Genomic DNA, 16,095 nt, shown 5'->3' on the forward strand with positions numbered 1-16,095 from the left:
GGGGTAAGTTGTTAAAATATAGAAATTTAAGGCAAGCTCCTAGCGCTATACCTATTTAACTGTCTGCACGGCCCGTTTAGTATACGGAAAGTACAGTCTACTATATAATATCCAATAAAACCGGGCAGTGATCGGAATGTTTGGCTTCTGGCAGGATGGCGGCACGCTGCATGCGCTCCTGCAGATTGCCGGACACCATGTTGTAATCGATGCGCCAGCCCAGATTCTTTCCTCTTGCCCCGGCTCGGTAGCTCCACCAGCTGTAGTTGTGCGGCTCCTTGTTAAAGTGACGGAAGCTGTCCACAAAACCACTTTCAATGAACTTGGTCATCCAATTGCGTTCCTCAGGCAAAAACCCTGAGCTGTTGGCATTGGATTTTGGGTTATGGATATCGATGGCCTGATGGCAAATGTTGTAATCGCCACTGATCACGATACCGGGCAACGTTTCTTTTATATCGCCGACATAGCCGTAAAAATCGTCGAGCCACTGCATCTTAAAGCCCTGTCGCTCCTCCCCGCTCGAACCGGAAGGCATGTATACGCTCATTACAGAAAAATCGTCGTAGTCTGCCCGGATGACACGGCCCTCGTTGTCGTAGCACTCCATGCCACAGCCAATCTCTACGTGTTTTGGTTTTTCCTTAGACAGTATGGCCACACCACTGTATCCTTTTTTGACAGCCGGATGCAGGTATACGTTATAACCCAAGTCCTCAAAAATGGCGCGGTCAAATTTATCTTCGCAGGCCTTAATTTCCTGCAGGCAAAGAACATCGGGGTTGGCGGCCTTCACCCAATCCTGAAAGCCTTTAGAAATAGCGGCGCGGATGCCGTTTACGTTATAACTGATAATCTTCATTAAAACTCTTCGCTTCGATCAAAATACTCTATAATGTGCCACTTTAGCATGCGGTCCTGTTCTTTCAGGTTGGCAAAAGGTATAGGTTTTACAGAACGGTAATGCGGCCAGCCCTCTTCGTCAACCCGCTCCAGCTCATAGAAACCTGATAAACTGAATACCTTGCAGGTGGCAATGTGCATCAGATCCTGTTTCTCTTCCTTTGTGAAATTGGTAACGCCTTTACCAAGCTCCTGTATACCTATCAAAAACAGAATGGCATTCAGGTCAGGCTTCTTTCCGAAAGTCTTCATCATAGAAGCCCGCAGGTTAGTCCATCTGTGCTCAATATTTGATGATTCTTCAGACATATATTTAATTGTTAAATGGCTGAGTTGTTCAATGGCTTATCCGCAGAAAGTCTGCCTAGTAGAGGAAAGCAACAGTTGAACAACCCAGCATTTGAATCACTTTTTTTAGGAAGCGCTTTCCTGCGCTTTAAGTTCCTCCCAGTACTCCACCGCTCTTCTAAAATGTGGGATAACGATAGAGCCACCTACCAGATTGGCAATAGAGAACACCTCGAACACCTGCTCATCACTCACACCCTCTTCGAAACATTTACCTAAGTGATATTTAATGCAATCGTCGCAGCGAAGCACCATGGAGGCCACCAAGCCGAGCATTTCTTTTGTCTTTACATCGAGGGAACCCTCCATGTAAGTATTGGTATCAAGGTTAAAAAAGCGCTTGATCACTTTGTTGTCGTATGACATGATGCGCTCGTTCATGCGGGTACGATATTCGTTGAATTCTTCTATCTGACTCATTGTTGTGTGTGCTATTACTGTTTTATGCTTTTAAAAGTATAAGAGATAAAGTTAAGTCAAAATATCTAGAATACCTTAATTAGACCTCTGTGCCATGCTGCAGGATTTTCTGTCGTTGCTTTTTCCTGAGATATGCCATGCTTGCGACCAACCGCTGGCTCGTGGTGAGCGGTTCATCTGCACAGAATGTAATGTGAAGCTCCCCTATACTGACTTACACGTGCATGGCGCAACCGAGCAGAACATGCTGCAACAGCGCTTTTGGGGCAAGGTACCCGTTCGCTTTGCGTTTGCTTATCTGCATTTTCGCCCGAAGGGAAGAGTGCAAAGACTGTTGCACAAGCTCAAGTACAAAGGAGCTCAGGAATTGGGTGAGCACTTAGGCAAACGGTATGGTGCGTTGCTTTCCGACCATCAGTATGCTGAGCACTTTGACCTCATTCTGCCCGTTCCCCTGCATCGCCTGAAGCTTCGGCGGCGTGGCTACAACCAGTCCGATGGATTTGCGAAGGGATTAGCCGGAGCTATGGAGCTAGAGTGGAGCAATCGGTTACTAGTGCGGAACATAGACACTGACTCACAGACTAAGAAGAGCCGACTTGATCGCTGGCAGAACGTGGAGAGTGTATTTGAGGTGAAAAGCCCTGAGAAAGTGAAAGGGAAACGAGTGCTGTTAGTTGATGATGTGCTAACCACGGGGGCCACATTGGAGGCCTGCGCACAAGCCTTGCTTAACAGTGGTTGTGAGGAAGTAAGTGTGGTTACGATTGCAGCGGCCTAAATATCAACTTGACCTAAAAAGAAAAAGCCCGGGTAAACCCGGGCCTTTAGCATATTAGTATTAACTGTTAGTTCTTATTTGTTAGAACCGGCGTTGATCATCGCGCAACGGAAACCGATTGTTGCAGTAGATGAATCCTGTGCCATGAATCTTCTAGTACCTGGAGACAGCCAGTAAGCTACGTCTTTCCAAGAACCGCCTTTGAAAACACGAACCTCGTTGTTGATCAAAGAGTGGTAGCCTTCGCTAGAGTCATACTGATCAGCCTCGTCCAAGTAACCGTCTCTACGGAATGGATTCAAGTCTTCCACGTCTTGGAAAGAAAGCGGACGGTAGATGTCCTGTACCCACTCGTTTACGTTACCAGCCATGTTGTACAGACCGAAGTCGTTTGGAGGGTAGCTGTAGATATAGTCCGTAATCATGGCGCCATCGTTCAGTGAGCCAGCCACACCGGCATAGTCACCACGGCCACGCTTAAAGTTAGCTAGGAACTGGCCCATCTGCTTGCCGTGCGGGTTACGCAGTTGGTGTCCATCCCAAGGGTAAAGTCTTCTATTATTCTGGTTTTCGTCTTCGTTGTACTGTGTACCGATCAAAGCCTGTGCAGCATACTCCCACTCAGCCTCCGTTGGGAGACGGTAGTTCGGAAGCACGTAACCTGACTCGATAGAAAGTGCGGTAGGCTCGGTAGGCTCTTGTGCGGCTCTTCTGCCGAACAAGCCTCTTCTTTCGCTGCTAGCACCACCAGCTTCTTTAGCTAGGTTTTCGTTTACCTTAGCCGTACGCCAAGTACAGTAGTCGTTAGCCTGCAACCAGCTTACACCCACAACCGGGAAGAAGCGGAAACCAGGGTAACGCAGGTAGTACGTTACATAAGGGTCATTGAAAGAAAGCTGACGGGACCATACGGTTGTATCAGGCAAAGCGGCCGTGTATACCTCCGGAATAGAGTCTCTCTTCAGGTAATGCAGGTACTCCAGCCAGTGGATGTTAGCCACTTCTGTTTCGTCCATGTAAAACGAAGCAACAGTCACCGTGCGCTCAATGTTGTCACGGGTCATGGCGATGTCTTCCTCCATGGAGCCGAGTGTGGTGCGACCACCCTCAATAAATACAAGACCCGGAGCCTGAGGGAAGTCTTCGTAATCGTTTACCTGAAACGCGGTTTCATCCTCGTTGTACTCTATACCCGTGGCCGAGCTGTAATCGCCTGGGTCAGTGCTCGTTGGATAGCCGCCCCCTCTACCGCACGATGCAAGGAGAGCTCCCCCTACAACAACTGCTGATACATACTTAATAAGCTTCATAGATTAGGACCTACTAATGATAAGGTTCTTTTAATGTAATTTAACGTGCAATTATAACTAAATTCAGAATGCCGGACAAACAATGTTATGGTTTATTTTGGACAAGCGGCGGCCTGTGAACAAATTATTTAGATCAAGTTGTTCAAAAACCAGCGAAATTTCGTTCGCACCTCCTGCCTGCCGACCGAATCCCCTCACTCCCACGTCGTGGCTAAAGCCTATGCGGAGTTGATTTAGGCTAATACCGGCGATCAGGGCTAGGCTTTGGTCCTGCTCTGCACCACCGGTTACTGGTACTCCTTTATATATTACTCCTAACGCTAAGGGCGAGTAGATAGTATACAAGGCAAGGTCAACACGACTAAAATTTTGCTGATGTGTGAAATTAACGGCAGGGCTGATGCTAAACTCCTTATTACCGCGCCCTAAGCCAGTTGGTATGTAGAACTTATAACCTGCATTGGCGACAAAACGCAGGGGCTGCTTTGTAGTCTCATCGAAGCCGAAAGAGGGTTGGTTGAGATGCGATACACTCAACCCAGTCCAGAACTGATTATTATACAAAATGCCGCCCACGGCAAAGCTCAGGTAGGAAGCCGGGTCAAAATGAAGCGCTTCTGCCGAACTCAAAGCTGTCTGGCCGTTGTCTGTTAGCTGATCCCCGAATACCAAGTTGTCGTAATTGACACGCAGTGAGGCGAGAGAGGATTGCAAACCGGCTGAAAAGGCGAGATTTTCCGTTAAACCAGTATGGTAGGCATAGGCCAACGAGGCCTGTAGTTTTTGTAATCCGCCAATACCGGCTCGGTCTTGCTGTAGTACCATCCCGATTGCACTTTTAGTGCCCTCGAAACGATAGTCGCCGGCAACTTGGTTGGTAACAAAAGACCCATTGAGGGAGGGCCATTGGTTTCGGTGGGCCACCGCCACGCTCCAGCTGCGCCCTAGCCCATTAAAGGCCGGGTTTAGGTATAGCCGGTTGGCGTACTGCTGCGTGAAAAGCGCATCCTGCCCTGTCGCCTTTAAGCTACACAGGCAGACGAACATGCAAAAAAGAAATTTTGTCAGGGCTTTACGCATACTTTTGTAGCTCTTCAACGATTAAAGATTGAGAGCGTGATAAATTCCGCATGGTTTTCGCTATAAATTATCATAGCTTAGCTTTTACTAAACGCAACCACCTATATGAAAAAAGTAGTTATTGGTTTCTTCGTCTTCCTAGCGATTTTACTTGCGGCGGCGGCACTGGTGCCCCTGCTGTTCAAAGATAAAATTAAAGAGGCCCTTGACAAAGAGATCGCCAAGAATATCGATGCTTCCGTTTTTTACGAAACGGATGACGTGAGTCTTTCGCTTTTCCGCGACTTCCCGAACATGTCCCTAGGGGTTGAAAATCTGCTGGTAGTGGGACAGGACTCCTTCGCCACCGATACACTCGCCAAAATTCCTTCGTTTCGGATGGGCTTGGATCTGATGAGCGTGATCAGCGGAAACCGTCTGAAAATAAACAACATTAAGCTAGATGATCCAACCATCCGCCTGCTGGTGCTTGAAAGCGGCAAGGCTAACTGGGATATCTTTATTGCCGATACCACTGCGGCAGCCGAGGCCGACACTGCGGCCAGCGATTTTCGGATGGCTATAAAGAAGTGGGACGTTAACAATGGAACGCTTTATTACGATGACCTGAGTATACCTTTCGGACTGGCTGCTTACAACGTGCGCCATACCGGTAGCGGCGATTTCGAAAAAAGCGTGTTCGACATGAAGTCGCAGACCCAAGCTGACCGCTTCGTAATGACTTATGATGGGGTGAATTATATCGAGAACGCCGTGCTGGATGCTGACGTGACCATGGCGATGGACCTTGATCGTTACCTCTATACCTTCAAAGACAATAACATCCGCATCAACGAACTGCCTGTTCAGTTTGCCGGCACTATTCTGATGCCGGAAGATGACATTGACATGGATCTGACCTTCAAAGCCGCTAACACAGACTTCCGCAGTGTGCTGTCGGTGGTACCGGGTATGTTCCAAGAAGATTTCAAAGACATTAAAACAGAAGGTAGCCTAAGTTTTGACGGTTACCTGAAAGGCCGCATGAACGACACGCTTATGCCGGGATTCGGGACAGAGCTAAAGGTAGTGGATGGTATGTTCAAGTACCCGGATCTGCCGCAAGCCGCCCGTAACATCAACGTAGATATGCGCATAGACAACCCGGACGGAGACATGGAGAATACCGTGATCGATGTGCGCAGCTTCCACATGGACATGGGCAAGAACCCGATTGACGCCCGTGTGCTGGTGAAAGGTATGGAAGTGATGCAGGTGGAGGGCAACGTGAAAGCCAATATCGATCTTGATGAGATGACCAAGGTTTTCCCGGTGGAGGGTATGACCCTGCGTGGTTTGCTGAAAGTGGACGCCGATGCAAAGGGCACCTACAGTGAGAAGAGCATGCCGGTAATTAATGCGGATATGCGCCTGACCAACGGATATGTGAAGTCCGCGGACTTCCCCGCCCCTATCCAGAATTTGAATGCGGTGATTAATATATTGAATAAGACCGGAAACACAGACGATACTCGCATCAACATAGAGCGCTTTAACATGACCTTGGACGGTGAGCCGCTTGAAGGCCGCATGCTGGTGCAAGGTATAGAGCACCCGGCTTTTGATGGGCAGATAAAAGGTATACTGGATCTGGAGAAGCTGACCAAAATCTTCCCGCAGGAAGGTATGACGGTGACGGGCCGCATCAATGCCAACGTGGCCGCCAAGGGCAAGATGTCGGATATCGAGGCTGAAAGGTATAATAATGTGACCGCCAATGGCACCATGGGTATAAGTAATCTGAACTTTGTAAGCACGGATATGCCACAGGGTATCAAGATCAGCAAAGCCGATGCCGTGTTCAACAATGAGCGTGTTCAGCTCAACAATATGAACGGCTTCTTGGGTGAAAGCGACTTTAGGGCCAACGGTTCGGTGTCGAACTACATTGGCTATGCCATGTCCGATAACCAGTCGCTGCGAGGTAACTTTAACCTGAGCTCTAACAACTTCAATGTGAACGAGTGGATGGTGGATGAGAATACCGGACAGACGACGGATGCCAGCACAGAGGCAGAAGGCGTGGTGGAGGTGCCTGCCAATTTGGACATCACACTGAATGTGGATGCTAAGCAGGTGCTTTATGACAATCTGAAGCTGAGTAACGTAGGCGGCCGTGTACTGTTAAAAGACAAGATAGCACGCTTAGATGGTGTGAAGTTCAATACATTGGGAGGCGCATTTGTGACTAGCGGTAGCTATAATACCCAGAACTTGAAGCAACCGCTCTTTGATATGAAATTGGACGTGCAAAACCTGAGCTTCAAGGAGGCTTTCAATGCCTTTAACACGATCAAGGTAATTGCTCCGATAGCCGGTTTGCTGGACGGCACTTTCTCCACTAACTTTAACTTCGCCGGTGAGATCGGTGAGGATATGACACCGGTGTTTAAGACGATGGATGGGCAAGGTATAATACGGGTGGTGAAGGCGGCTGTGCGTGATGTTAAAATATTGGAGCAGATCAGCGCGCTGACTCGATTTGATGAGTTAAGCAACTTCGTGATTGAAAACAGAAAGATAGATGCCCAGATCATTGATGGCAGTCTGGTGATTCGCCCGTTCGACTTGAAAGTGGGAGATATTGAAATGACTGTAGGCGGCTCTAACAATGTAGATGGCAATATCGACTACGTAACAGCGCTTAACGTACCGGCTGGCAAAGTAGGTCGTGAGTTGAATACCCGATTGGGCAGTCTCATAGGGAACGAGGCACTTAAAGCGTCAGAGCGCATTACGCTTAACCTGAACATCGGTGGCACGCTGGCAAGTCCGAAAGTAGCGCTAGCTGGTGGTAGTGCCAAAGGGCAGGCTAGGGATCTAGTGGAAAGTGTCGTGAAAAGCAAAGTGGACGATGCAAAACTGCAACTAGAGCAGCGTAAGCAACAACTACAGGATAGTGTGAAAAACGAGCTGGACCGGAAGAGACTAGAAGCCGAAGATAAAGCCAGACAAGAGTTGGAGAAAAAGCGGCAGGAAGCAGAGCAACAGATAAAAAAACAGGCAACAGACAAAATTACGGACTTCCTGAGGCCAAAAGCCAAACCTGCCACGCAACCGGCTAAGCCAGATACTACTAAGTCAGTGAATCAATAATATTTTTCTTTAACAAATTCTTTAAATAGCCGCTATTACATAGATAGCGGCTATTATTTTTATATAGCGATATACTTTTGTGCAACAATATCCCGTTTATCCGTATAATGGTTGCCATTTGGCGCCAAAGAGGTTTAAACTTAATCCAATTTCTATGAGAACCAAATTCTTGATTCCTTTTATGATGTGCGGCCTTGTATGGTTCAGCTCATGCGACAGTGAAACTGAAGGTACCGGCACGGCCAAAATGGAAGTCCGTATGACCGACGCTCCTGGCGACTACGAAGAAGTTAATGTAGACGTCCGTTCCGTGCAGGTTCATAAGGAAGACACAGACAGCGAAAGCGGCTGGATGACACTCGACCACATCAATCCGGGCGTATACAACCTGCTCGACTTCGCAAACGGCCGCGATACGCTGCTTGCTAGTGCAAGCCTCCCGGCTGGCACCATTTCCCAGATTAGACTGGTACTTGGCGATAACAACTCTCTTAAGTTGAAGAACGGTGACGTTGTAGACCTGAAAACGCCAAGCGGGCAGACATCCGGCCTGAAGGTGCAGATAAATGCTGAGCTGAAAGAAGACGTGACGTATGTAGTGCTGCTGGACTTTGATGCAGCAAAATCGGTAGTGGCCAGAGGCAACGGGCAGTATAACCTGAAGCCAGTAATCCGCACGATTACGCAGGCTATCGCTGGAGGTATCAAAGGCAAGGTTACGCCTGCTGAGTATAAGCCGGGTATCTATGTGATCTCCGCAGCCAACGATACTATTGGTGGTTTCGCCAATGAGAACGGTGACTTCCTGATCAAAGGTGTGAAGGCAGGTACTTATACTGTGAAGTTCTACACGGAGAACAGTGAGCACGATAAAACGCTCGAAAACATCAGCATCTCACAGGACGAAATCAAAGACCTCGGCACAGTAGACCTGTCGCACGAGTAATTTGAGGGCTAGAGACACAAGATGCAGGAAGTAGTTTCAAGCCGCTGGCTCATTAACTGGGAAACTCGATTTGTGGCTTGAAACCTAGAAACAACAATCTGCCTTAAACAAAAAGGAGCGCTTCATAATGAAGCGCTCCTTTTTGTTTACAAGCCTAATATCTCTAATATACCTGACCCATCAGTTCACGAACGTAGGTCACATAATCGGTGTTAGGTGGTGTATGGCCGCACTTGCGCAGATCAGTGGCTACCTGAGCGCGGTGGTATGTGGCGTGGTTAAAAGCATGCGTTAGGATGTCGAGCACCCGGGTGCTGTATTTGTTGCCTTGGCTGTTGGTATAGTCTATCAGTCGGTTGAACTCAGCTTCATCGCTATTGGCCACCAGTTCGGCTATTTTATAGGAGGCGTACTGATGCAGTTTATGCAGTTCTTCGAGCGTGTGCTCTTGCCATACCTTCACGGGGCTTTCGGTGCCGGTGATACGGGCAATCCAAATAGCCTGTGCATTGAGCGCGTGGCTGAACAGGCGAGCAGAATTGGAGGGCAACTCTGGGAGGCTGTCAAACACGTTAAGCATGGTCTGGTTTGCCCAGATATTATATTCTGAAAGATTCTTTAATACGTCGTTTCCTGTCATCTTTAATTAGCTTTCTCTTTTATCTTCCCAAATTAAGGTCTCGTTTGTGCGGACATCTACAAAATCGGGGCAGCGTCCATCGCCTTTGCCCGTAATACCACCGTCTGGCTCGCACAGCAGGTTACCTTCCACATCATACAATTTGCCGGGAATGTCGCAGCAGCGACCGGTGAGGTAGTATACCTCCTGCTCGTTGTAAAGGTAGCGGTATACTCTTGCAGGCGGGTTAGCCACTGGCTCTTGCTCCAACTCGCGTACAAGTTCACTAAGCCAAGCCGTTTGTGCCATATCTTTGTCCTTCTGTTCTGTGTTAGGGGCCGACTTTTCAGAAGTCTGGCAGCCAGTGGCCAAAATCAAAAGTGCAAGCACTAGGCCCGATGGTATGTATGCAGCCATTCGATTTTTTAAAACGGAGCGCAAAGGTATAGATTTAATTCTAAATGCTAGCATCATGCCCAACAGGCGTACCGTGCAGCTGTATCAGGCTAGAACTATTTTGCGCTGATTACAACTCAATGTTTACGTAGGAGATCCAATAAGGTATAAAGACGAACAGGCCAACAGCCACAGCGGTAATGGCTGCCATAAGGACGGCTCCTGCGGCTAGATCCTTGGTTTTGCCCGCCCAGATGTTGTGTTCCGGCGATACCAAGTCGGTCAGCGTTTCGATGGATGTGTTAAAGATCTCGGCCACCCACACCATGCCGATGCAGAGTATGAGCAGGCACCACTCCACCCGTGTCACTTCAAAACGATAGGCCATTACCAGCACCACAATGCTGGCCAGCACATGCAGGTGCATGTTCGGCTCAGAGCGAAAAACAGCAGACAAGCCTTTGAAGGCAAAGCGGAAGCTGTTGTAGCGGCTTTTGATAAACGATGGACGGCTCATAGGGCACTGTATAGAGGTGAGAATATTCAGATTTCGCTATCGTATACTGCAGACTGCGCCATAAAGTTAAAAGGGAAGAGAATCTCGCTATACTTCAAATCGTAACGAGTCAGCGTTGATGCAGTAGCGCACCTGCGTGGGTGTGCGGTTGTCTTGAAACAAGTGCCCTAAATGCTGCCCGCATTGGCTGCAGAGGAGCTGTATGCGATGCCGATCGTAGGTATAGAGCGGCTTATGGATTACGTTCTCCTCTATCTGCTCCCAAAAGCTCGGAAAGCCGGAACCTACCTCAAACTTACTGCTGGCTTCGAATAAGGGATGCCCGCAGCAGGAGCAGGTATAGGTGCCATGATGTTGGCTGTTCCTTGATACCTTGCCTCTGTGCTTAAACATGTGGAGGAAATCAATGCAAGTGCTACACGTCTTCCTTTTCCAAGTCTTCCACGGCCACGAACTTCATCGAAAGCGAGTTGACGCAGTGGCGGATATTCTTGGGAGTGAGGTACTCGCCTTCAAACACGTGGCCAAGGTGTGCTCCGCAGTTGGCGCATACAATCTCGGTGCGGTGCCCGTCTGGGTCTGGCACGCGCTTCACGGCGCCGGTTATCTCGTCGTCAAAGCTCGGCCATCCGCAATTCGACTCAAACTTATACTCAGAGGTATAGAGCGGGGCATTGCAGCGGCGGCACAGGTATACCCCCTCCCCTTTGAAGTTATTGTATTCTCCTGTACCGGGATACTCGGTGCCTTTGCGCACGATAATGCGCTCTTCTTCCGGTGTCAGTTTGTTATATTCTGATGGGTCTTTCGCGATTTTCATAAACTGTGAGTTTCTGTTAAGACAGTTTTGTTAGGAATATACACATAAACAAATAGTGAGCCGCTAAGGTTTGGGCTGACAGAGTGGCTGATCATGCTGATTCACTTTAGGCCCCCTGCCCCACATGCTGAGAAAGGCCACCGTCCATAAAGTAGCTTGAGCCGGTTACATAATCAGAATCAGCAGAGGCCAAGAAAACAGCCACTTTGGCAATCTCTTCGGGTTTGCCAGCCCGTTTCATTGGTATGTTCTGCTCGCTCTCTTTGCGGGCTTCCTTATCATCCATTGCCTCTTGGTTCATAGGTGTCAGGATCATGCCGGGGCATATGTTGTTTACGTTAATGCCGTCTTCCGCCAGCTCCAGTGCCAGTGTACGGGTAAGGTTACGCACCCCTGCTTTGGACGCGCAGTAGTCTGCCGTGCCAGCTGATACTATTTCTTCGTGCACAGAAGAGACGTTGATGATCTTTCCCTTGCCGCCTTTTTGTTTTCGATGCCTTATAAATGCGCGGCAGCAGAAGAAGGTGCCGTACAAATTAGTCTTGATCGTTCTGTCGAAAACCTCCGTGTCCATATCGGCTACGTTGATTCCAGAGCCGTTTACCGCCGCGTTATTCACAAGTATATCTAAAGAGCCGAACTCTTTAAGGGCCTGCTCAAACAGCTTTTCCACACTCTGCTCATCACTGATGTCCACCTTTAGGACAAGGCCTTTCCTGCCCTGCTTCTCCACCTCTTTCAGGGTTTCTTCCGCTCCTTCTTTGTCCGTGTGGTAGGTAATAACTACATCTGCCCCTTCCTTCGCGAAATCAATTGCAGTTGCTCGTCCTATGCCAGAGTCAGAGCCGGTTATTAAGGCTACTCTTCCTTTTAATTTATCCATGAGTTTACAATTTGGTATAGTGATGGCCTGCTATCAAAGCAGACAGAAAGCTTTAATAAACATACTGCCTGTGCCACTCATTGGTTAGAAGAGAGTTCCCGATTTGGATAAATAATTTATATTAATCAAATAATTTTTATACGTAAATAAAGAACAAGAGCAAAGTAGGCTTCGTTTTAATAGAGTATCAGCAATAAATCAATATAGATGAGTTGATGGATGAATCGGGCAATCTGGCGACTGCCTGCGAGGGATGATCCTTTTATATTATTTATTCATATCTAAAGTTTTAATGCTATGAGCTCTTTCACTTCCTTTTTCAGAAATTTATTTGGCCTTCAGGATCAACCTTCTGGAGCCAGAGAGCCACGCCGGGTAGTAGTTACTTCTTCTTCACAACCAGAGGTTCTGCAGAAAGTAATGCGGGAAGAAAAACTATCACATGGGGAGACAGTGATGGCAAACCTGTCTCCTGTACGCCTTGAGAAAAAACGGGGTAAGATGGTGCTGTACTTTTGCCCGATGAAGTCTTTGGAGATAACCGATACACTTACTGCAGGTGATGGAGGAAGCCTTCCTAACCAAGTGACGGTAGAGGACTTGTCTATACCTAGAGAATTGGAAGAAGGGCTGTATTCTCTCCATAATGTGACAGTGACCTCAAACGGCACAATGCAGGTAAAAGCAACGAATGAAACCGATTGGAAAGCTTTTCACTCTGATTTATACAGTTGGTAAGGGAGAGTGTAATAGGTTTGGAAGAAGTACGAAACACAGGTATAACCTGATCAAAACGAAATTCAAATTTAAGCTAAAGGAAGAGTAGCCCCTTCCGGAGCTGCCCTTCCTTTAGCTGTACAAGTATAAACTTGCGGGATAGTTAGCGTGATATGCAGGACCTACGCCTCACTTACCTGTACTTTCTCTTTCGCTTTGCGTTTGCCCCGGAAGAACAGGTATAAGTTTAGGAAAAGCATGATGCCGAGGTAGATAGAAAAGCCGCCAAGCTTGTAGCTGAGCGCTTCTATAAGATCTTGCGCCGTAAAAATCCTGTTCATCCTAAGTATGAGCAGGGCCGCCCCTATATTCATGAGGTAGAAACCGATCTCGAAGAGCCTGTTGGTGGCGAAAGCGATTTCTTCGCGTCCTCCGAAAATATCAAGCATAAAGATCTGGCTGTTTTTGAAAAGCGTGCGGGCTACCAGCACGGTCATCAATAAGGCGATTGGTAGATAAATCAGGTACCCTTTTACCATTAGTGCATTTTCCATGGCTTTGTCTGTTTATGGTTTAAGTATGTTGTATGGTTTGGTTTTTCCGATTGATAAAGTAGAGCACTGAGAGGTTGAAAAAGTGAATGCAGCCTAGCGAGATCAGGATGATACCCACCCTGCTGCTCAGCACTTCAATGAGTTGGTGATAGGTATAGATCGGCAGCTGCTGCACCATCAGCACAAACACATATCCCACATTAAGCAGGTAATAGCCCGTGAGCAACAGCTTATTGATGGGATCGATCAGCTTTTCATTCTGCTGAAAGATCTGTTGCAGGTATAGGCGACCGTTTTTGTACAGACTCTTGCCGACCCAGTAAGTCACAAAAACACCTATCGGTAGGTAGATGGAGTAAGCGAGTATGGTCAGATCTGTGTTCATGATTATTCAGTATTTTCAATAATTATTGAAACATATAATCAAAAAAATTAGCGCGTTATTTTGCCAAGGATCTTGAAGAACCAGTTTGAGTTAGACTGTATAAAAGTATTGATAACGGAATCAGCCTGCTTAGCAAAGCCTTTCAGGTCAGCAGTAACCTTCTTGAACTCCTTTACTTCTTTGCCTTCGCCCTGCACGGCAGAAACCTCCTCCAACAGTCTAATGATTGGGTCAAGCTCACGTTTTTTGCGCTCTTTGGCTACCTGCGTGGCGAGTACCATCGGGTCTTTATCAGTAGCGAAATACTCTTTCCGCTCACCCGGCTTCAGCACTTTCTTGGCAAGCCCCCAATCAAGCAGCGCCCGAATGTTCATATTGGCGTTACCTCTGGAGATTTTAAGGTCCTCCATGATTTCCTCTGTGGAGAGCGGTTCTGTTGCGATCATCAAGAGCGCGTGTATCTGGGCCATGGTGCGGTTCACCCCCCAGCTTGATCCTAGGCTGCCCCAAGCCTCAATGTATCGCTCTTTTGCCTCGCTGTATTCCATGACACAATGTTAATACTTATTTCATAACTTTCAAATATTATTGAAAATTAAATCACTCTGGATACGGACTATCATTAATTAAGATGCAAAGCACATTCATAAAATATAATGTCGCTATACTTATGAGATGTAGCTATTACTTCTCGTGCAGCTTCTGGTTGCTGAGGAGTTTTTCGATAGTTTGGACAATTCTCTCTACTTTGGTTTCGTCGGTTTTAGCAGAATAGATCCAATCTACAAGGGCTTTCTGTTCGCCGTCGGTGCAGTTTCGGAATTTGTCGTAGGCGGCGGGTTCATCCTGCAGGCACAGCAGCAGTTCTTCCGGCACTTCCTGCGGGGTGTTGTCGGCATAAAGTATAATCTGTACCCAGTCGCCTGCCTGCTTCTTTATCTTCTTCCTGATCTCCGCTCTTACCGGTAAAAACAGTTGCCCATTCCCCATTGGCATCAGGTGGTAGCCTTTTAGCTCATAGCCACCAATGGTGCCTTTTACCCTAACCCAACCAAAGTGGGCATGCTTGTCAGGTAAGATCTCCGGGAGAGCAGCATAAGTCCAGCCGCCTTTGCCGGGGAACTTCTCGAGTAGGTAATATTTATCGGTAAGTGGCTGATCTTCCATGCTTTAGATTTGATATAACTGTACTTAATTTATAAAAAAAGCAGCTCCTCTTTCAGCTTGCGGTGCAGGTGGTACGGAGAATAGCCGGTTACCTTTGCCAGTTCCTAAAGCGAGATGTTCCCGTTCAGGTGGCTGTTGATGTATGCAAGAACAGAATGTAGCATGGCCTTCAATTATTTATAACAAAGTTAAGCAGGCACAGGCAGATAAAATGTGCAGATCTTGCGGTTCTGTCATAACCCCCATCTCCAGCGGCAAGTATAAAAAGCTTTACGAAACTAAAAAACTATGAAGCTGAAAGACAAAGTAGCCATTGTAACCGGAGGATCGCAGGGAATCGGAAGAGCCACTGCGCTTGCACTAGCCGATGCAGGTGCCAAAGTGGTGCTGGCTGCCCGCCACACAGACGATCTGAAGAAAGTAAAGCAGGAAATAGAAGGCAAAGGCGGCGAAGCCACTATAGCCGAAACCGATGTAACAGACCTGAAGCAGGTGGAAGCCATGGCCCAAACCGCTCTGGATAAGTATGGCACCATTGACATACTTGTGAACAGCGCCGGACTAATGCCGCTATCTTACATGAAAAACCGCCACCTAGAAGAATGGGAGAAGATGGTAGACGTAAACCTGAAGGGTATTTTGAAAGCTGTTTACGCGGTGCTCCCGACCATGATCAAGAACAAAAGCGGCCATATTGTGAACATGGCATCTATAGATGGACGTGTGATGTACCGCGGCGGAGCTGTGTACGGAGCTACCAAAGCCGCTATCATCGCGCTCTCGGAGGGGCTACGCATGGAGCTTTCTCCTGATTACAACATCCGCATCACGTCTGTTGAGCCCGGCACAGTTGATACCGATCTACGTGAGTCTATAACGGACAAAGAGTTGCTAAACGATATGGATTGGGGTGACGGCGAATCGAAGATAGAACCGGAAGACATTGCAGATTCTATACTTTATGCGCTTACCTTACCAGCGCGCGCTAATGTAAATGAGATTTTGCTGAAGCCTGTCGGGAAGCAGTAAGGTGTTTTACAGTTTCTAAAGAGTGCTCATTCCGCAAGTTTGAGTGTATCAGTAGCCTACGGGGTGATGGTGTGAAGTTTAATTA

At 47.7% G+C, this 16,095-nt stretch carries 20 protein-coding genes; 5 read left to right on the top strand and 15 right to left on the bottom strand.

Translation table 11 applies throughout. The features are described 5' to 3' along the window. Positions 1 to 100: 100 nt before the first annotated feature. The 3 genes from Q1A04_RS12650 to Q1A04_RS12660 all read right to left on the bottom strand — a co-directional run bounded on the left by Q1A04_RS12650 (position 101) and on the right by Q1A04_RS12660 (position 1,671). The gene (locus tag Q1A04_RS12650; protein ID WP_299706306.1) at positions 101 to 862 is read right to left on the bottom strand and encodes an exodeoxyribonuclease III; all 762 of its coding nucleotides are present in this window, start codon (positions 860 to 862) and stop codon (positions 101 to 103) included. Further along, entirely contained in the window at positions 862 to 1,212 is a 351-nt protein-coding gene (locus Q1A04_RS12655; RefSeq protein WP_299706309.1) for a hypothetical protein, read from the bottom strand. The genes Q1A04_RS12650 and Q1A04_RS12655 overlap by 1 nt, the downstream gene beginning before the upstream one ends. A 105-nt stretch (positions 1,213 to 1,317) precedes the next feature. After that, a complete protein-coding gene (locus Q1A04_RS12660) occupies positions 1,318 to 1,671 on the bottom strand; it encodes a carboxymuconolactone decarboxylase family protein (protein WP_299706312.1) in 354 nt (117 codons plus the stop codon). Positions 1,672 to 1,765: 94 nt separating this feature from the next. On the opposite strand from Q1A04_RS12660, the gene Q1A04_RS12665 reads away from it, so the two are divergent. Continuing rightward, positions 1,766 to 2,452 (top strand): ComF family protein, encoded by a 687-nt coding sequence (locus Q1A04_RS12665; RefSeq protein WP_299706315.1) that lies wholly within the window; start codon positions 1,766 to 1,768, stop codon positions 2,450 to 2,452. A 74-nt stretch (positions 2,453 to 2,526) separates the two neighbouring features. On the opposite strand, the gene gldJ is transcribed toward Q1A04_RS12665, so the two are convergent. Both gldJ and Q1A04_RS12675 read right to left on the bottom strand, forming a co-directional pair. Next, the gene (gene gldJ / locus Q1A04_RS12670; RefSeq protein ID WP_299706318.1) at positions 2,527 to 3,762 is read right to left on the bottom strand and encodes a gliding motility lipoprotein GldJ; all 1,236 of its coding nucleotides are present in this window, start codon (positions 3,760 to 3,762) and stop codon (positions 2,527 to 2,529) included. A 63-nt stretch (positions 3,763 to 3,825) separates the two neighbouring features. Continuing rightward, entirely contained in the window at positions 3,826 to 4,842 is a 1,017-nt protein-coding gene (locus Q1A04_RS12675; protein WP_299706321.1) for a PorP/SprF family type IX secretion system membrane protein, read from the bottom strand. 105 nt (positions 4,843 to 4,947) lie between these two features. Here Q1A04_RS12675 and Q1A04_RS12680 point away from each other — a divergent pair, with 105 nt between their 5' ends. Together Q1A04_RS12680 and Q1A04_RS12685 are read left to right on the top strand one after the other, a co-directional pair. Beyond that, the gene (locus tag Q1A04_RS12680) at positions 4,948 to 7,977 is read left to right on the top strand and encodes an AsmA-like C-terminal region-containing protein (protein ID WP_299706324.1); all 3,030 of its coding nucleotides are present in this window, start codon (positions 4,948 to 4,950) and stop codon (positions 7,975 to 7,977) included. Positions 7,978 to 8,131: 154 nt separating this feature from the next. Next, positions 8,132 to 8,923 carry a DUF4382 domain-containing protein gene (locus Q1A04_RS12685; protein WP_299706327.1) on the top strand — a complete coding sequence of 264 codons (792 nt, stop codon included), beginning with the start codon at positions 8,132 to 8,134 and terminating at the stop codon, positions 8,921 to 8,923. 163 nt (positions 8,924 to 9,086) lie between these two features. Here Q1A04_RS12685 and Q1A04_RS12690 read toward each other — a convergent pair whose 3' ends face one another. The 6 genes from Q1A04_RS12690 to Q1A04_RS12715 all read right to left on the bottom strand — a co-directional run bounded on the left by Q1A04_RS12690 (position 9,087) and on the right by Q1A04_RS12715 (position 12,158). After that, entirely contained in the window at positions 9,087 to 9,563 is a 477-nt protein-coding gene (locus tag Q1A04_RS12690; RefSeq protein WP_299706330.1) for a DinB family protein, read from the bottom strand. A gap of 6 nt (positions 9,564 to 9,569) precedes the next feature. Continuing rightward, positions 9,570 to 9,959, bottom strand: coding sequence for a hypothetical protein (locus Q1A04_RS12695; RefSeq protein ID WP_299706333.1), 390 nt, complete (start codon positions 9,957 to 9,959; stop codon positions 9,570 to 9,572). A gap of 109 nt (positions 9,960 to 10,068) precedes the next feature. Beyond that, positions 10,069 to 10,455, bottom strand: coding sequence for a diacylglycerol kinase family protein (locus tag Q1A04_RS12700; RefSeq protein WP_299706336.1), 387 nt, complete (start codon positions 10,453 to 10,455; stop codon positions 10,069 to 10,071). Positions 10,456 to 10,542: 87 nt separating this feature from the next. Then, positions 10,543 to 10,848 (bottom strand): peptide-methionine (R)-S-oxide reductase, encoded by a 306-nt coding sequence (locus Q1A04_RS12705; RefSeq protein ID WP_299706339.1) that lies wholly within the window; start codon positions 10,846 to 10,848, stop codon positions 10,543 to 10,545. A 22-nt stretch (positions 10,849 to 10,870) separates the two neighbouring features. Next, positions 10,871 to 11,275, bottom strand: a complete 405-nt coding sequence (locus Q1A04_RS12710; RefSeq protein WP_299706341.1) for a methionine-R-sulfoxide reductase — start codon at positions 11,273 to 11,275, stop codon at positions 10,871 to 10,873. A gap of 106 nt (positions 11,276 to 11,381) precedes the next feature. Beyond that, positions 11,382 to 12,158, bottom strand: coding sequence for an SDR family oxidoreductase (locus Q1A04_RS12715; protein WP_299706343.1), 777 nt, complete (start codon positions 12,156 to 12,158; stop codon positions 11,382 to 11,384). A 297-nt stretch (positions 12,159 to 12,455) separates the two neighbouring features. Here Q1A04_RS12715 and Q1A04_RS12720 point away from each other — a divergent pair, with 297 nt between their 5' ends. Beyond that, on the top strand, positions 12,456 to 12,896 hold the full coding sequence (locus Q1A04_RS12720; RefSeq protein ID WP_299706346.1) for a hypothetical protein: 441 nt from the start codon (positions 12,456 to 12,458) through the stop codon (positions 12,894 to 12,896). A gap of 161 nt (positions 12,897 to 13,057) precedes the next feature. On the opposite strand, the gene Q1A04_RS12725 is transcribed toward Q1A04_RS12720, so the two are convergent. The 4 genes from Q1A04_RS12725 to Q1A04_RS12740 form a co-directional block, all read right to left on the bottom strand. Beyond that, positions 13,058 to 13,429 (bottom strand): hypothetical protein, encoded by a 372-nt coding sequence (locus Q1A04_RS12725; RefSeq protein WP_299706349.1) that lies wholly within the window; start codon positions 13,427 to 13,429, stop codon positions 13,058 to 13,060. 19 nt (positions 13,430 to 13,448) lie between these two features. After that, a complete protein-coding gene (locus Q1A04_RS12730) occupies positions 13,449 to 13,814 on the bottom strand; it encodes a hypothetical protein (RefSeq protein ID WP_299706352.1) in 366 nt (121 codons plus the stop codon). Positions 13,815 to 13,861: 47 nt separating this feature from the next. Beyond that, complete coding sequence (locus Q1A04_RS12735; protein WP_299706355.1) at positions 13,862 to 14,362, bottom strand: transcriptional regulator; 501 nt, start codon at positions 14,360 to 14,362, stop codon at positions 13,862 to 13,864. Positions 14,363 to 14,498: 136 nt separating this feature from the next. Next, positions 14,499 to 14,981, bottom strand: coding sequence for a YdeI/OmpD-associated family protein (locus tag Q1A04_RS12740; RefSeq protein ID WP_299706358.1), 483 nt, complete (start codon positions 14,979 to 14,981; stop codon positions 14,499 to 14,501). 288 nt (positions 14,982 to 15,269) lie between these two features. Between Q1A04_RS12740 and Q1A04_RS12745 the strand changes: the two genes are divergently transcribed. Then, positions 15,270 to 16,010 (top strand): SDR family oxidoreductase, encoded by a 741-nt coding sequence (locus Q1A04_RS12745; protein ID WP_299706361.1) that lies wholly within the window; start codon positions 15,270 to 15,272, stop codon positions 16,008 to 16,010. The last annotated feature ends 85 nt before the right edge of the window (positions 16,011 to 16,095 follow it).

Source organism: uncultured Pontibacter sp. (assembly GCF_947499215.1).
Lineage (GTDB): Bacteria > Bacteroidota > Bacteroidia > Cytophagales > Hymenobacteraceae > Pontibacter.

Excerpts from the sequence above, each read along its gene's own strand:
- Q1A04_RS12650 (WP_299706306.1), bottom strand. The coding sequence starts at position 862 with ATGAAGATTATCAGTTATAACGTAAACGGCATCCGCGCCGCTATTTCT.
- Q1A04_RS12655 (WP_299706309.1), bottom strand. The coding sequence starts at position 1,212 with ATGTCTGAAGAATCATCAAATATTGAGCACAGATGGACTAACCTGCGG.
- Q1A04_RS12660 (WP_299706312.1), bottom strand. The coding sequence starts at position 1,671 with ATGAGTCAGATAGAAGAATTCAACGAATATCGTACCCGCATGAACGAG.
- Q1A04_RS12665 (WP_299706315.1), top strand. The coding sequence starts at position 1,766 with ATGCTGCAGGATTTTCTGTCGTTGCTTTTTCCTGAGATATGCCATGCT.
- gldJ (WP_299706318.1), bottom strand. The coding sequence starts at position 3,762 with ATGAAGCTTATTAAGTATGTATCAGCAGTTGTTGTAGGGGGAGCTCTC.
- Q1A04_RS12675 (WP_299706321.1), bottom strand. The coding sequence starts at position 4,842 with ATGCGTAAAGCCCTGACAAAATTTCTTTTTTGCATGTTCGTCTGCCTG.
- Q1A04_RS12680 (WP_299706324.1), top strand. The coding sequence starts at position 4,948 with ATGAAAAAAGTAGTTATTGGTTTCTTCGTCTTCCTAGCGATTTTACTT.
- Q1A04_RS12685 (WP_299706327.1), top strand. The coding sequence starts at position 8,132 with ATGAGAACCAAATTCTTGATTCCTTTTATGATGTGCGGCCTTGTATGG.
- Q1A04_RS12690 (WP_299706330.1), bottom strand. The coding sequence starts at position 9,563 with ATGACAGGAAACGACGTATTAAAGAATCTTTCAGAATATAATATCTGG.
- Q1A04_RS12695 (WP_299706333.1), bottom strand. The coding sequence starts at position 9,959 with ATGGCTGCATACATACCATCGGGCCTAGTGCTTGCACTTTTGATTTTG.
- Q1A04_RS12700 (WP_299706336.1), bottom strand. The coding sequence starts at position 10,455 with ATGAGCCGTCCATCGTTTATCAAAAGCCGCTACAACAGCTTCCGCTTT.
- Q1A04_RS12705 (WP_299706339.1), bottom strand. The coding sequence starts at position 10,848 with ATGTTTAAGCACAGAGGCAAGGTATCAAGGAACAGCCAACATCATGGC.
- Q1A04_RS12710 (WP_299706341.1), bottom strand. The coding sequence starts at position 11,275 with ATGAAAATCGCGAAAGACCCATCAGAATATAACAAACTGACACCGGAA.
- Q1A04_RS12715 (WP_299706343.1), bottom strand. The coding sequence starts at position 12,158 with ATGGATAAATTAAAAGGAAGAGTAGCCTTAATAACCGGCTCTGACTCT.
- Q1A04_RS12720 (WP_299706346.1), top strand. The coding sequence starts at position 12,456 with ATGAGCTCTTTCACTTCCTTTTTCAGAAATTTATTTGGCCTTCAGGAT.
- Q1A04_RS12725 (WP_299706349.1), bottom strand. The coding sequence starts at position 13,429 with ATGGAAAATGCACTAATGGTAAAAGGGTACCTGATTTATCTACCAATC.
- Q1A04_RS12730 (WP_299706352.1), bottom strand. The coding sequence starts at position 13,814 with ATGAACACAGATCTGACCATACTCGCTTACTCCATCTACCTACCGATA.
- Q1A04_RS12735 (WP_299706355.1), bottom strand. The coding sequence starts at position 14,362 with ATGGAATACAGCGAGGCAAAAGAGCGATACATTGAGGCTTGGGGCAGC.
- Q1A04_RS12740 (WP_299706358.1), bottom strand. The coding sequence starts at position 14,981 with ATGGAAGATCAGCCACTTACCGATAAATATTACCTACTCGAGAAGTTC.
- Q1A04_RS12745 (WP_299706361.1), top strand. The coding sequence starts at position 15,270 with ATGAAGCTGAAAGACAAAGTAGCCATTGTAACCGGAGGATCGCAGGGA.